Origin of the sequence: Nocardioides terrigena, from assembly GCF_003047265.1 — a bacterium.
Classification (GTDB): Bacteria; Actinomycetota; Actinomycetes; order Propionibacteriales; family Nocardioidaceae; genus Nocardioides; species Nocardioides terrigena.
In genome coordinates this window covers 44,390-58,307 of the sequence record NZ_PZYY01000004.1, presented here as the reverse complement: position 1 = coordinate 58,307, position 13,918 = coordinate 44,390, and the positions used below count along the sequence as shown (strand labels likewise).

The 13,918-nt window shown below is 72.9% G+C and carries 14 protein-coding genes; 7 read left to right on the top strand and 7 right to left on the bottom strand.

What is annotated here, in order from left to right; genetic code table 11:
• Positions 1 to 26 precede the first annotated feature (26 nt).
• Complete coding sequence (locus DAE25_RS09525; RefSeq protein ID WP_107765984.1) at positions 27 to 713, top strand: CPBP family intramembrane glutamic endopeptidase; 687 nt, start codon at positions 27 to 29, stop codon at positions 711 to 713.
• A gap of 27 nt (positions 714 to 740) precedes the next feature.
• Here the strand turns inward: DAE25_RS09525 and DAE25_RS09520 are convergent, their stop codons facing one another.
• Positions 741 to 1,643: an NAD(P)H-binding protein gene (locus tag DAE25_RS09520; RefSeq protein ID WP_107766338.1), complete on the bottom strand. Its 903-nt coding sequence runs from the start codon at positions 1,641 to 1,643 to the stop codon at positions 741 to 743.
• 92 nt (positions 1,644 to 1,735) lie between these two features.
• Here DAE25_RS09520 and DAE25_RS09515 point away from each other — a divergent pair, with 92 nt between their 5' ends.
• Entirely contained in the window at positions 1,736 to 2,257 is a 522-nt protein-coding gene (locus DAE25_RS09515) for a VOC family protein (RefSeq protein ID WP_107765983.1), read from the top strand.
• Positions 2,254 to 2,889 carry an alpha/beta hydrolase gene (locus DAE25_RS09510; protein ID WP_107765982.1) on the top strand — a complete coding sequence of 212 codons (636 nt, stop codon included), beginning with the start codon at positions 2,254 to 2,256 and terminating at the stop codon, positions 2,887 to 2,889. Before DAE25_RS09515 ends, DAE25_RS09510 begins: the two co-directional genes overlap by 4 nt.
• On the opposite strand, the gene DAE25_RS09505 is transcribed toward DAE25_RS09510, so the two are convergent.
• Both DAE25_RS09505 and DAE25_RS09500 read right to left on the bottom strand, forming a co-directional pair.
• Positions 2,882 to 4,198, bottom strand: coding sequence for a cation:proton antiporter (locus tag DAE25_RS09505; protein ID WP_107765981.1), 1,317 nt, complete (start codon positions 4,196 to 4,198; stop codon positions 2,882 to 2,884). The two genes, DAE25_RS09510 and DAE25_RS09505, sit on opposite strands and share 8 nt — an antisense overlap.
• A gap of 219 nt (positions 4,199 to 4,417) precedes the next feature.
• A complete protein-coding gene (locus DAE25_RS09500; protein WP_107765980.1) occupies positions 4,418 to 5,044 on the bottom strand; it encodes a helix-turn-helix domain-containing protein in 627 nt (208 codons plus the stop codon).
• Between the two features lie 110 nt (positions 5,045 to 5,154).
• On the opposite strand from DAE25_RS09500, the gene DAE25_RS09495 reads away from it, so the two are divergent.
• Complete coding sequence (locus tag DAE25_RS09495; RefSeq protein ID WP_107765979.1) at positions 5,155 to 6,366, top strand: acetyl-CoA C-acetyltransferase; 1,212 nt, start codon at positions 5,155 to 5,157, stop codon at positions 6,364 to 6,366.
• 21 nt (positions 6,367 to 6,387) lie between these two features.
• Positions 6,388 to 8,610, top strand: coding sequence for a 3-hydroxyacyl-CoA dehydrogenase NAD-binding domain-containing protein (locus DAE25_RS09490; protein WP_107765978.1), 2,223 nt, complete (start codon positions 6,388 to 6,390; stop codon positions 8,608 to 8,610).
• A 92-nt stretch (positions 8,611 to 8,702) separates the two neighbouring features.
• On the opposite strand, the gene DAE25_RS09485 is transcribed toward DAE25_RS09490, so the two are convergent.
• Together DAE25_RS09485 and DAE25_RS09480 are read right to left on the bottom strand one after the other, a co-directional pair.
• The gene (locus tag DAE25_RS09485; RefSeq protein ID WP_107765977.1) at positions 8,703 to 9,545 is read right to left on the bottom strand and encodes a hypothetical protein; all 843 of its coding nucleotides are present in this window, start codon (positions 9,543 to 9,545) and stop codon (positions 8,703 to 8,705) included.
• Positions 9,538 to 10,071: a SigE family RNA polymerase sigma factor gene (locus DAE25_RS09480; RefSeq protein ID WP_107765976.1), complete on the bottom strand. Its 534-nt coding sequence runs from the start codon at positions 10,069 to 10,071 to the stop codon at positions 9,538 to 9,540. The genes DAE25_RS09485 and DAE25_RS09480 overlap by 8 nt, the downstream gene beginning before the upstream one ends.
• A 168-nt stretch (positions 10,072 to 10,239) precedes the next feature.
• On the opposite strand from DAE25_RS09480, the gene DAE25_RS09475 reads away from it, so the two are divergent.
• The gene (locus DAE25_RS09475; RefSeq protein ID WP_234410956.1) at positions 10,240 to 10,947 is read left to right on the top strand and encodes an ABC transporter ATP-binding protein; all 708 of its coding nucleotides are present in this window, start codon (positions 10,240 to 10,242) and stop codon (positions 10,945 to 10,947) included.
• Entirely contained in the window at positions 10,922 to 12,442 is a 1,521-nt protein-coding gene (locus tag DAE25_RS09470; protein ID WP_159083658.1) for a hypothetical protein, read from the top strand. Before DAE25_RS09475 ends, DAE25_RS09470 begins: the two co-directional genes overlap by 26 nt.
• A 16-nt stretch (positions 12,443 to 12,458) precedes the next feature.
• On the opposite strand, the gene DAE25_RS09465 is transcribed toward DAE25_RS09470, so the two are convergent.
• Both DAE25_RS09465 and DAE25_RS09460 read right to left on the bottom strand, forming a co-directional pair.
• Positions 12,459 to 13,013, bottom strand: a complete 555-nt coding sequence (locus DAE25_RS09465; protein WP_107765973.1) for a hypothetical protein — start codon at positions 13,011 to 13,013, stop codon at positions 12,459 to 12,461.
• 73 nt (positions 13,014 to 13,086) lie between these two features.
• Positions 13,087 to 13,716, bottom strand: a complete 630-nt coding sequence (locus tag DAE25_RS09460; protein WP_159083657.1) for an RDD family protein — start codon at positions 13,714 to 13,716, stop codon at positions 13,087 to 13,089.
• Positions 13,717 to 13,918: the final 202 nt, after the last annotated feature.

The window sequence follows — 13,918 nt, the reverse complement described above, 5'->3', positions numbered from 1 at the left end:
TTCGACCGCTCTCTAGGCTCGGGACCGTGTACGACTGGTTGCGACGCTCCCTGTGGGACGTGGTGCCGCGCGACCAGCGCGACACCCCGTCCGCACTGCGTCGACGCCAGGTCGTCACGGTCGCCGTCGTCCTCATCGGCGCCGGCGTCCTCGGCTACTCGCTGCGGATCGAGCCGGGCAGTCCCACGTTCTACGTCTCGACCATGGTGCTGGCCGGGGTCTGGGTGGTCGGCGCCTTCGCGTCGGGCCGCCTGCACCTCGGCCGCATCACTCGCGGCGAGGCGCACCTGCGACCGGTGGTCGCGCCGCTCATCCTCGGGCTGGCTCTGGTGGCGCTCTTCGTCGTCGGCTCGCTCGTGGTGCGCCAGATCGAGCCGCTGGCCGACTACGTCAGCTCGGTGCTGGCCTACGCCGACGAGGGCTCGGTCCCGGTCCTCGTGGTGATCACACTCATCAACGGCGTCGCCGAGGAGCTCTTCTTCCGCGGTGCCGCGTACGCCGCGATCCCGCGCAACCCGGTCGCCTGGACCACGCTCGCCTACTTCGTTGCGACGCTGGCCACCGGCAACGTGATGCTGGCCTTCGCGGCGATCCTCATCGGGCTCGTCTGCGGCCTCCAGCGCCGCGCGAGCGGCGGGGTGCTGGCGCCGATCATCACGCACTGCACCTGGTCGCTGTCGATGCTGCTGGTGCTCCCGCTGTTCTTCCGCTGACGCGGGCCTGACGCCCGACGCGGTCGCCTACGCGGACTCGGCGGCCGCCGCACGCTCCGCGAGCGCGCGGCGTACGGACTCCGCATAGCTCAGCGGCTCGCCCGGCACCACGTCGCGGATCGACGTGTCGGTCACGACGACCTCGGTCGACATCGAGTCGATGAGGTTGCGGCCCGTCGTGGCGTCCACGTCGGTGACCAGCGCGAGCCAGTACGACGAGAGCCGCGGCGTCAGCACGGGGACGGGGACGACGGGGATCTTGCGGCCGTTGATGAGCTCCGCGGCGACCGTCATCATCTCGAGGTAGGTCAGCTGCTCGGTGCCGCCGATCTCGAAGACGCGGTCGAGCGCCTCCTCCTTGTCGACGACGCCCGCGAGGTAGCGGATCACGTCGTCGAGCGCGATCGGCTGGGTGCGGGTGCCGACCCACTTGGGGACGATCATCGCCGGGAGGTTCTTGACCAGCTGGCGGGTGATCTCCCACGAGATCCCGCCGTGCCCGACGACGATGGCGGCCCGCAGGACCGTGACGGGTACGCCGTCCTGGCCGAGGAGGCCCTCGACCTCGCGGCGGGAGCGCAGGTGGGCCGACAGGTCGCCGTCGTCGGCGCCGAGCCCGCCCATGTAGATGATCTGGCGCACGCCGGCGGTGGCGGCCGCCTTGCTGAAGTTGCGGGCCGCGTCCGCGTCCTTGCGCTCGAAGTCGGGGTCGTCGAGGGAGTGCACCAGGTAGACCGCGACGTCGACGCCGTCGAGCGCCGCGACCAGCGACCCGGGGTCCATGACGTCGGCTCCGACCGGCTCGCCCGGGCCGTCGTACTCCTCGGGGCGGCGCGTCATCGCGCGGACGGTGTGCCCGTCGTCGACGAGGGCAGGGACGAGGCGGCGACCGATGAAGCCGGTGGCCCCGGTGACCAGGACGGTGGACATGGACACAGCCTCGCACGTGGGTGGGGAATGGATGGATCGCGACATTAGTTCAACCGTCAACTATAGTGTGACCCAACGAGAGGGAGCACCCCATGACGACCCACACGCCCATCCCCGCAGTCCGGCTCAACCACGCCGTCCTCTTCGTCGCCGACCTCGAGCGGTCGATCGACTTCTACACGTCCGTCTTCGGGATGGAGGTCGCCGCGCGCGAGCCCCGCGCCGGCGCGGCCTTCCTGCGCCTGACGCACGGCGCCAACCACCACGACCTGGGCCTCTTCGGCATCGGCGCCGACCAGGTCAAGCGGCCCGGCATCGGGCTCTACCACCTCGCCTGGCAGGTCGACACGATCGAGGAGCTCGAGCAGGCCCGGACCACGCTGGCCAACGCCGACGCCTACACCGGGGAGTCCAGCCACGGCGCCACCAAGAGCGTCTACGGCAAGGACCCGGACGGCAACGAGTTCGAGGTGATGTGGATGCTGCCCCGCGCCGAGTGGGGCCGCTACGAGCACGAGGCGCCGGTCGAGCGCCTCGACCTGGTCGCCGAGGTCGACAGCTGGGCCGGCGTCCGCACGGCCGGCCGGGTAGTCGTCGAGGGGGACGTCGGGTGACCACCCTGTTCGCCGACCCGGTCGTCGCCTGGGCCGCCGGCTCCGACGACCCCGGCCGCCCGCTCGTCGTGCTGCTGCACGGCCGCGGCTCGCACGAGCAGGACATCCTCGGGCTCGCCTCGCACCTGCCATCTGGCCCGTCGTACGCCGCGGTGCGCGCGCCGATCGCCGAGGGCGGCGGCTACGCGTGGTTCGCCAACCGCGGGATCGGCCGGCCGCTCGCCGACAGCCTGACCGCGACCACCGCGTGGTTCCGCTCGTGGCTCGACGAGGTGGCCCCGGGTGGTCGACCCGTCGTGCTGGTCGGCTTCAGCGGGGGAGCGGCGTTCGCCGGCGGGCTCGTGCTCGGCGACCCCGGGCGCTACGCCGGCACGGCGGTCCTCCACGGCACGCTGCCCTTCGAGGACGCGGGCGTCGACGTGGGGGAGGGACGGCTCTCCGGCCGCCCGGTCCTGATGGTCCACGGCGAGCTCGACACCGTCATCCCGGCCGAGCTGCAGACCCGCACCTGGTCGTGGCTGCACGACGGGTCGGGCGCGCTCGTGACGTCGCGTCGCGATCCCGGCGGCCACGCGCTGAGCGCCGGCACGGTCGCCGTGCTCGGCAACTGGATCACCGGGCTGGTCAGCTGACGCCGGTCCCGCGCCGCTCGTCGAGCCGCGCCATCGCCGGGGTCGCGGTGACCCCGTGGAGCAGGACCGACACGATGACCGTGAAGGCCACCGTCGACCACAGCCACGGCTCGTCCGGCACGTGCTCGTGGCTGGTCGCGTAGGCGAGGTAGAACAGCGAGCCGACGCCGCGGACGCCGAAGAAGGCCACGGCCATCCGCTCGCCGCGGTCGAGACCACCGTCGCGGTCCTCGTCGCGCGCCAGCACCGACAGGGCGGCGTACCCCGCGAGCGGCCGCACCACCAGCACGAGCGCGAGCGCGACGGCGACCCCGCGCCAGTCGAGGTGGTCGAGCAGTCCCCGCGTCATCGCCATGCCGAGCACCAGCAGGACCATGAGGGTCATCAGCTGCTCGAGGCGCTCGACGACGCCGTGCATCGCGCGCTGGTAGGAGTGCCCGCGCTCGGACGCCCGCAGCCGCATCGCACAAGCGAAGACCGCCAGGAAGCCGTAGCCGCCGACCAGCTCGGCGGCGCCGTACGCCGCGAGCAGGGCCGCGAGGGCCAGCAGCGGCTCGCCGTGGTCGGCCAGGCGCAGCTTGTCGCTGCGTGAGTGGAAGGCCTGGCGGCCGAGCAGCCAGCCCGTCGCGATGCCCACGGCGACGCCGAGCGCGATCTTGCCCACGACGTACCAGCCGATCCACGTGCCGACGTCGAGGACGGTGAAGCCGCCGGCCAGCAGGAGCAGGGCGAGGTGCACGAAGGGGAACGCGAGGCCGTCGTTGAGCCCCGCCTCGGCAGTGAGGGAGAAGCGGATGTCGTCGTCCTCGGTGGGCTCGTCGCGGTCCTCGCGCTCGTCGATGTCCTCGGTGATCGGCTCGCCCACCTGGACGTCGGAGGCGAGCACCGGGTCGGTCGGGGCGAGGACGGCGCCGAGCAGCAGTGCGACCGCGGGCGCGAGGCCGGCGACCCACCAGCCGAGCACGGCGACGCCGAGGATGGTGAGCGGCATCGTCACTGCGAGCAGCCGCCAGACCGGGGACCAGGTGCGCCACGACCGCCAGGACCGCAGGTCCAGGGTGCGCTCGATGGCCAGGCCGACGCCCATCAGCGAGACGAGCACGGTGAACTCGGTGACGTGGGTGACCAGCTCCCGATGGTCCTGCGGGTCGAGGCTGACGAACCCGACCGGCGGCCACAGGCCGATCAGCATGCCGACCGCGACGAGCACCATCGGCGGCGACAGCGCGATCCGCCGGGTGACCTGCGGGAGGACGATCGCGAGGAGCAGGGACAGGCCGAGGAGGAGGTAGACCGCCGCCCCGGTCATCGGGCCCGCGGACCGGGGTTCGTCAGGTGGTTGAGCACGGGACCAGTCTCTCAGCCGACCCCTCGCCCTGTCGCTTCGTCGTCACCCCGTCGGGCGGTCGGGGGCCGCCATGGGCCCGCGAACTGGTCCGCACGCCGGGGTAGTACCGGACGTTCGGGTGGCTTCCATCGGCGTGTCGCCACCCAAAGGTCCGGTACTACCCCACGTGGCGCGGTCGCATCAGTGCGGGCGCCTGCCGTCGTACGCCGCGGCGCTGTCGTCCATCGCCTGTTCGTAGGCCGCGACCAGTCCGGCCACGGTCAGCGGCTTGAGCCGGTGGACCATCTCGCGCAGCTGCTCGGCGGTCCCGCCGGCCTCGCGGAAAGGCGGCCAGACGAGGGTCCGGACGATCTCGGACAGCTCCGCGGCCACCTGGCGGCCGTGCTCGGCGTAGACCTCGGCGACGGCCGCGGCCGCCTCGGGCGGCACGCCCAGCGAGGCCAGCCCCTCGGCGACGTCGACGTGCCGCTCCCCGGTGACGGGGGCGAGCAGGGAGAGGTGGAGCGCGATGTCGGAGGGGGTGGCGTCGGCGGGGATGCGCTCGACGTACTTCTCGATCGCGGCCAGCGTGAAGCCGTGGCCCTGGAGCTCGCGCACCAGCTCCAGCCGGGCGACGTGGTCGGCGGAGTAGTAGCCCGACCGCCCCCGGCGGATCGGCGGCGGGACGAGGCCGCGGGAGGTGTAGAAGCGGACGTTGCGCACGGTGGTCCCGACCCGGTCGGTCAGCTCGTCGAGGGTGAGGAGGGTGCCGTCGGCCGCGTCATCGTACGACTCGCCGGGCACGTCGTCGGGCACTGCGTCGGTCATCCTCGTCCTCCTCCTGCGTGAAGCGGGCCACACACCTTGACCACGATGACAGTAATGGTGTCACAATCGAGCCACGGGCTCCCACGCCCTCTCGACACCGAAGGACGGTCATGGCAGAGGCATTCATCTACGACCACATCCGCACTCCGCGCGGCAAGGGCAAGGCGGCCGGTTCGCTGCACGAGGTCAAGCCGGTCGACCTCGTCGTCGGCCTGCTCGACGAGGTGCGCACCCGCAACCCCGGCCTCGACCCGGCCCGCGTGGACGACGTCGTGCTCGGCGTCGTGTCGCCGATCGGCGACCAGGGCGGCGACATCGCCAAGACCGCGGCCCTCGCGGCGGGCTACCCCGAGACGGTGGCCGGCGTGCAGCTCAACCGCTTCTGCGCCTCCGGGCTCGAGGCGGTCAACCAGGCCGCGTCGCGGGTCCGCGGTGGCTTCGAGGACCTGATCCTCGCCGGCGGCGTCGAGTCGATGAGCCGCGTCGCAATGGGCTCCGACGGGGGCGCCTGGGCGATGGACCCGGCGACCGCGCTCACCACCGGCTTCGTCCCGCAGGGCATCGGGGCCGACCTGATCGCCACCATCGAGGGCTGGAACCGTGACGACGTCGACGCGTTCGCCGCCGAGTCGCACCACCGGGCCGCCAAGGCGTGGGCCAACGGCTACTTCGCCGACGCCGTCATCCCGGTGACCGACCTCAACGGCCTCACCGTGCTCGACCGCGACGAGCTGATCCGCCCCGACACCAGTCCCGAGAGCCTCGCCGGCCTCAAGCCGTCCTTCGCCGGGATCGGCCGCGACGCGGGCTTCGACGACGTGGCGCTGGAGAAGTACCACTGGGTCGAGCGGATCGACCACGTCCACCACGCCGGCAACAGCTCCGGCATCGTCGACGGCGCCGCGATCATGGCCATCGGCAGCGAGCAGGTCGGCACGGACCTGGGCCTCACCCCGCGCGCCCGGGTCATCGCCACCGCGGTCTCCGGCGCCGACCCGACGATCATGCTGACCGGCCCCGCACCCGCGGCCCGCAAGGCGCTGGCCAAGGCCGGTCTCGAGGTCGAGGACATCGACCTCTTCGAGATCAACGAGGCCTTCGCCGCCGTCGCGATGCGCTTCATGCGCGACCTCGGCATCAGCCACGACATCACCAACGTCAACGGCGGCGCCATCGCCATGGGCCACCCGCTCGGCGCCACCGGCGCGATGATCCTGGGCACGCTCGTCGACGAGCTCGCCCGCCGCGACCAGAAGCGCGGCCTCGCCACGCTCTGCGTCGGCGGAGGCATGGGCATCGCCACCATCGTCGAGCTCGTCTGACCACGAAGGACTTCCCACACCATGACTGACACCACCACCGAGACGGCCGTGCGCTACGAGCGCGACGCCGACGGCATCGTCACCCTCACCCTCGACGACCCCACGTCGAAGGCCAACACCATGACCGAGCTGTACCAGCGGTCCATGGACGCGGCCGTCGACCGGCTGTACGACGAGCAGGACGACGTCGTCGGCGTCGTCGTCGCCAGCGCCAAGAAGACCTTCTTCGCCGGCGGCAACCTCTCGCTGATGTCGCAGGCGACCGCCGACGACGCGCAGCGGATCTTCGCCTCCGGCGAGGCGATCAAGGCGGGCCTCCGCCGCCTCGAGCGCTTTCCCCGTCCCGTCGTCGCCGCCATCAACGGTGCCGCCCTCGGCGGCGGCCTCGAGATCGCGCTGGCGGCCAATCACCGGATCGCGGTCGACGACCGCTCGGTCAAGATCGGCCTGCCCGAGTCCACCCTCGGCCTGCTCCCCGGCGGCGGCGGCGTGACGCGCGTCGTACGCATGCTCGGCCTGCAGTCCGCCCTCATGGACGTGCTCATGCCCGGCACCCAGTTCGACCCGCAGGGCGCGCTGGCCAAGGGCCTCGTCGACGAGCTGCTGCCGACCCGCGAGGAGCTCGTGCCCGCCGCGAAGGCGTGGATCCTCGAGCACCGCGACGACGAGGAGGCGGCCACCAAGCCGTGGGACCGCGCGGGCTACCGGATGCCCGGCGGCACCCCCAAGACCCCCGCCCTGGCGGCGTTCCTGCCGGCCTTCCCGGCGCTGCTGCGCAAGCAGACCAAGGGCGCCGTCTACCCCGCCCCGCGCGCGATCCTCAGCGCCGCGGTCGAGGGGGCGCAGGTCGACTTCGACACCGCGTCGCGGATCGAGTCGCGCTACCTCACCAGCCTGATCGTCAACCAGGGCTCCAAGAACATGATCCAGGCGTTCTTCTTCGACCTCCAGGCGATCAACTCCGGGTCGCTGCGTCCCGAGGGCATCGAGCGCTGGAAGGCCACCAAGGTCGGGGTCCTCGGCGCCGGGATGATGGGCGCCGGCATCGCCTACTCGTGCGCCCGCGCCGGCATCGAGGTCGTGCTCAAGGACGTCTCGGCCGACAACGCCGATAAGGGCAAGGCCTACACCGCCACCCTCAACGCCAAGGGTGTCGAGCGCGGCAAGATCACGCAGGACAAGGCCGACGAGCTGCTGGGCCGGATCACCGCGACCGCCGACCCGGCCGACCTCGCCGGCTGCGACCTGGTCATCGAGGCGGTCTTCGAGGACCCGGCGCTCAAGGCCACGGTCTTCGCCGAGGTCGCGCCGTACGTGAACGACGACGCACTCCTCTGCTCCAACACGTCGACGCTGCCGATCACCGAGCTCGCCGAGGGCATCGACCGTCCCGCCGACTTCATCGGGCTGCACTTCTTCAGCCCCGTCGACAAGATGCCGCTCGTCGAGATCATCCGCGGCAAGGAGACCTCGGACCTCGCGCTGGCCAAGGCGTACGACGTCGTCCAGCAGATCCGCAAGACCCCGATCGTGGTCAACGACTCGCGCGGCTTCTACACCTCGCGGGTCATCGGCACCCAGATCAACGAGGGGCTGCGGATGCTCGCCGAGGGCGTGCACCCGGTCTCGCTCGAGCGGGCCGCGACCCAGGCCGGCTTCCCGGTCGGCCCGCTGCAGATCAGCGACGAGCTCAACATGGAGCTGATGCTCAAGATCCGCAAGGCCACCGCCGAGGCCGCCGCGCGCGACGGCGTCGAGCTGCCCGACGACCCGTCCGGGTCCGTGGTGCAGACGATGGTCGACCTCGGCCGCCCCTCGCGGCTCAAGGGCGCCGGCTTCTACGAGTACGGCGACGACGGCCGGCGGACCCGCATCTGGCCCCGCCTCGCCGAGACCTTCCCGGTCTCGGACGAGCAGGTGCCCTTCGGCGACGTGAAGGACCGGATGCTCTTCATCGAGGCGATCGAGACCGCGAAATGCTTCGAGGAGGGGGTCATCACCTCCGCCGCCGCGGCCAACATCGGCTCGATCATGGGCATCGGCTTCCCGGCCAGCACGGGTGGTGCCGCGCAGTTCATGACCGGTTACCAGGCGCTCGACGAACGCGGGCGTCCCGTCGGCGAGATCGGGCTCGGCGCGTTCCTCGCCCGGGCCGACGAGCTCGCGGACGCGTACGGCGACCGGTTCCGGCCGACGGCGTACCTCCGGGAGCTGCACGAGAAGGGCGAGTCCTTCCCCGCCTGAACGACCGGGTGGTGTGGCCGCGCCCAGGCAAGCCGACCTCCCCCTTCCTGCCCTCGCCGGGCGGGAAGGGGGAGGTCGCCCCCGTTTGCCCCTCAGTCGCCGATCTCGACGCTGTCGACCATCGCGAGGAGGTCGTCCACGTCCCGCTGGGGTGTCGACCTGCTCCACTCGGCCCACACCAGGACCGGGCTCACGCCCGTGTCGATCACCCACACGTCGTAGAGGGTGTCGGCCTCTCCGCCCCCGATCGGGCCGTGTGAGCTGTGGAGCACGACGCCACCCGTGCATCTCGGCAGGGTCCCGAGACCCCGGAGCCGCAGGTGCAGTGCGGGAAGCCCGTCGACGGTCGCACTCGTCGGTCCCGTGTCGACCCCGAAGCCGGGCAGCCGGACGAGGGTCTGCGCGAGTGCTGCAGCGTCGTCGTCCGCGGTGTCGGCAAAGCTGCAGCCGCGCTGGGCGACCCACTGGACGTCCAGGACCAGGAGGCCGGCGTACCAACGCGGGTGCTCCTCGATCACACCCTCGTTGACGTCGGCGTCGTCGGTGACGCTCCGGTCCAGGCCCTCGAACCGGTTCGGCCCCTCCCAGGCGTTCCACCCCGGCGGGAGGGTGACCAGCACGGGCGGGCTGCCGGGGGCGATCGAGGGCCGGAACTCGTAGGTGCCCTCCTTCATCGTGGTCATCGTGGGACCGGGCCACGGTGTGGCCAGCGAGCGGGGGGCGGGGTCCTCCGCGGGCCGCGGGTCCGGGGTGTCGCCGGTCGTGGTGACCACGACCCCGGTGGTGGCGAGCAGGCACGCGGCCACCACCCCGCCGATCGTGTGCCTGCGCCGGCGTCGAGCCCGTCCGGCCGCCTCGATCAGCTCGAAGGCCGGCAGCCTGGTCAGGCGCTCCGCGTCCTCGCGGAACGACTCGAGCAGCAGTCGCTCAGACATGGTCGACACCTTCCTGGGAGTGGTCGAGCCGGACGGCCAGCGCGTCGCGTCCCCGGCTCAGCCGGGACTTGACGGTCCCGGTCGGGACGCCGAGGGCCGCAGCGATCTCCTCGACCGGGAGGTCGGCCAGGTAGTGCAGGGCGATCACGGTGCGCTGCGCCTCGGGCAGCGTCCGGAGGGCCGTCATGATCTCGACGTGCTGCTCCAGGCCGTCCGGTTCCCGGGGCGGGGGCACCAGCTCCCGGGCCCGGCGGCCGTTGCGGGCCTTGCGCCACCGGCTGCGGTGGGCGTTGATCGCGGTCGTGCGCAGCCAGGCCTCGGGGTTGTCCACCGCGCTGAAGCGTCCCCGCTTCCCCGCTGCCCGGACGAACGCCTCCTGGACCAGGTCCTCGGCCTCCTCGAAGCTGCCGGTCACGCCGTAGAGCTGCACCACGAGCCTGCGGTAGCTCGCGTCGAACACGTCGCGGAGGGTGGGCCCGTCGTGGCGGTCGGACACCCTGCCGAAGCTGATGGAATCCTCATCCATGAGCGCCTCCTGGGGATGACCACGACGACTCCCGACGGCGGACCCGGGTTCCGTCGGCAGGCCGACTTCTTCGATGGTGCGCCTCGCGTGGCCCGATGCCACTGCCCCGTCCGGGCCAGTTCCGCGCATTCGCCGGTCAGGTGGACCGCTGTCGGGGACCATGAGCGGGTGAACGCCCCCGTCATCGACGTCCGCGGCCTGCACGTGCGCTTCGGCGAGGTGGAGGCCGTCGCCGGCATCGACCTCCAGGCCGACGCCGGTCACGCCACCGCGCTGCTCGGGCGCAACGGCGCGGGCAAGTCGACCACCATGCGGGTGCTCGCCGGGGTCGTCCCGCCCACCGCGGGGACGGTCCTCGTCGACGGCGTCGACGTGGCCCTCGACCCGGTCGCGGTCAAGCGGCTGGTCGGCTACTGCCCCGACGTCGGCGGGCTGGTCCCGCGCGCCACCCCGTGGGAGCACCTCCAGCTCGCCGCCCGCCTGCGCCGCCTCGACGACTGGGAGGCCCGGGCCCGCGACCTGCTGGAGCGCTTCGAGCTCGGCGACGTCGCGCACCGCGTCACCAGCGGCTTCAGCCACGGCATGGGGCGCCGGCTGTCCGTCGTCCTCGCCGCCCTGCACGAGCCCGACGTCCTGCTGCTCGACGAGCCCTTCGACGGCGTCGACCCGCTCGGCGTCGAGGCCACCCTCGCCGTCATCGAGGACGCCCGGGCCCGCGGCGCCTGCGTGCTCGTCTCCACCCACCTCCGCGACCTCGCCATGCAGGCCTGCAGCACCGCGGTGGTCCTGCGCGGTGGCGCCCAGGTCGCCGCGATGGACGCCGACGAGCTGAGCGGGGAGGCGGGCGCCGATGCCTACCGCGCGCTCCTCGACTGAGCCGGGTCCCACCGGCTGGGTGGACGCCGTCGCCGACCTGCGGCACCTGCTGCGCTTCCGCGCCGCGACCGTACGCCGCCCGCGCGCCGCGGGCGTCGCCCTCCTGGTCCTGCTCGGGGTCACCCTCGTCGCGGCCGTGGGACCGCTGCTCGTCGACGGGTCCGGCCGGGCCACCTTCCTGGACGACCACCTCGGCGCGATGCTGGCCGGCTTCCTGGCCCTGGCGGTCGCGTCGTCGATGGCCTCGGGCGGCGGGCGCGAGCTGATCCCGCGCGAGCAGGCCGCCATCCACCCGATCAGCCACCGCACCGAGCACCTCGGGGCGCTCGCCCTGGCCCCCCTCAACTTCGCGTGGCTCCTCCAGGCCTGGCTGCTGCTCGGCATCACCGCGCGGGTCACCGGCCCCGACGGCTGGGTGGGCGGCCAGGTGGTCGTCGCCGCGTGGATCGTGTGCGCCACCGCCCTCGCCCAGGTGCTCGGCTGGGTCGTCGAGACCGTCCGCCGCACGCCCCACGGCGTCGCCGTCGTGCGCGGCCTCGCGGTCGTCCTGGTCACGATCGGTGTCGGCCTGCAGGCGACCGACCGGCTGCTCCCGCTGCTGGACGCCTCGCCCACCCGGGTCCTCGCCGACACGGTCACCGCCCGGGACGGTGCGCTGCCCGTCGTGCTGGTGCTGGTCGCCCTGACCGCGGTCGCGGTCGTGGTCGGTGCGTTGCCCGCCGGCGTCGCGCTGCGGCGTACGCCTCGCGAGGAGCTCAAGGTGGAGTCGGGGAGCCACCCGGCCCGTCCGCTGCCCGCCAGCGACCTCGCGGTGCTGCGTCGCATCGACCGGGCGTCGGTGTGGCGCGCGGTGCCGATGCGCCGGGGGCTCGTGGTACTCGCGGTCGGCCCCGGCCTCGTCGCGCTGGGCGGCGGCATGGACTGGACGCAGGTGCTGGTCCTGCCGGCCCTCGTCATCAGCGGCGGCGCGTTGCTCTTCGGCGTCAACGCCTGGTGCCTCGACGGGCGCGGCGCGCTGTGGCGCGAGAGCCTGCCGGTCGGTCCGGAGACCGTCTTCGCGGCGCGGGCGCTCACCCTCGCCGAGTGGCTCGGGGCCGCTGCGCTGGTGACCGTCGCGCTGGCCGCCCTGCGGGCCGGGGTGCCGAGCGCCACCGAGGTGACGGCCCTGGTGGCCACCCTGGTCGTGGTCCTGCTCCAGGTGGTGGCGGTGTCGATGTCGTGGTCGGGCCGCCGCCCGTTCCCGGTGCAGCTGGCCTCGGCTCGGGCGACCCCCGCGCCGCCGATCGTGATGGTCGGCTACTCGGCCCGCCTGGCGGTGAGCACGACGCTCACCGCGATGCTCTTCTCCTCCGCGGCCCAGGCCCCGGCCTGGTGGCTGGTGCCGGCCCTGGCGGTGCCGTTCCTCGTGTGGTCGGCGGTCCGGCTGCGACGCGCGCGGCGACGCTGGCTGGACGCGCCGCAGCGGGCCCGCGTGGTGGTGGCCGTCGCCGCCTGAGCGGTGCCGGGCAGGGTCAGCGGCGCGCGACCGACAGCACGGAGCACTCGGACTGGGCGACGCTGAGCTCGCCGACGGCCGGGTCGTCGAGCCGGGCCATCAGGGTGGCGGTCGTGGCCTCGCGGATGGTCTTCTCGTCGAGTCGACCGTCCAGGCATGTCTCGTAGGCCCCGGCGTCGAGGCGGCCCTTGGTCAGGACCTCCTGTGCCTGGGTCGACTGCTCGACGAAGTCGGAGCACGCCATCTGCGCCTCGGTCCACGCCTCGGCGACCGGACGGTCCAGGGCGGTCTTCTCGGCCCGCGGCGCGAAGGTCTCGTCGAGCACCCCGCCGTCGCGCAGCTCCTCGGGGGTGACCCGCTCGAGGAGGTCGTCGGCGAAGCACTCGGCGTCCCGGGGGTCGTCGCCGGCGGCGCGGCCCCCGGCGTACAGGTCGACGAGTGCCTCGCGCACCGCCGGTGCGGAGACCACCTCGGCCTCGGCCTCGCCCGCGCAGGCGGCGAGGCCGGGCAGGGTCGTCGCGGCGATCAGGACGATCGCGGACAGGCGTCCGGGCCGCGTGTGGACGCGCATGCGTGGTCTCCCTCGGGTGGTGACCGCCCCGCGGCCGTCGGGCTTCAGCCTAGTGACGACCGCGGGGAGCGGCTCACCCCTTGGGCTGCTCGATGACGACGGTGCTCATGATCTTGTCGGCGAAGGTCTGGCGCTTGGAGTCCCACAGCGGCCACAGGTAGCCGAGGTAGCAGGGGATCGCGTCGACGATGTGCGCGAGCTGGCGCACGAAGGACAGGCCGGCGCCCATCGGCTGGCCGGTGTCCATCTTGATCAGCTTGATCCCCAGGATGCCCTTGCCGATGGTGTAACCGGTGCGGCCCTGCTTGATGCAGTAGTTCCACACGTAGTAGGCGATGGAGAGCGCGCCGCCGAGGAACATCAGCAGCAGCGCGAGGCCGCTGGCGCCGTCGCCCGTGGTGGTGACGACGCCGGTGGTGGGATCGGTGGTCGTCTCCACCGAGCCGAGCGTCATCACGAGGCCGATGTAGTAGGGGACCAGCGCCACCAGGCCGATGAGCTGGTCGATGAGGAAGGCGCCGACGCGCTGGAACCACGACGCGTACGCCGCCGGGGCGCCGTACGCGGGCTGGCCGTAGCCCTGCTGCTGGCCGTAGGGGTCCTGGCCGTACGTCTGCTGCGGCTGCTGGCCGTAGGGGTCCTGGCCCTGGCCGGACGCGCCCTGGCCGTACGGGTCGGACGGCGGGTTGCCGTAGTTGGACATGGTTCTTCCCCCTGCTGGTCTGGGCCCGCGGTCGGTCGCCGCGGGTCGGTTGGGCGACACCCTAGGGAGGAGTCGCCCCCGTGTCCTGCCCATCGACCCCGAGTCGAAACACCGGTCCGTACCGATCGACGAGCCGTGCATACGTGGTATACATACCCAGTATCCATCGGTCATGGGGGCCGGTGGCGCACCGCGAGGAGAC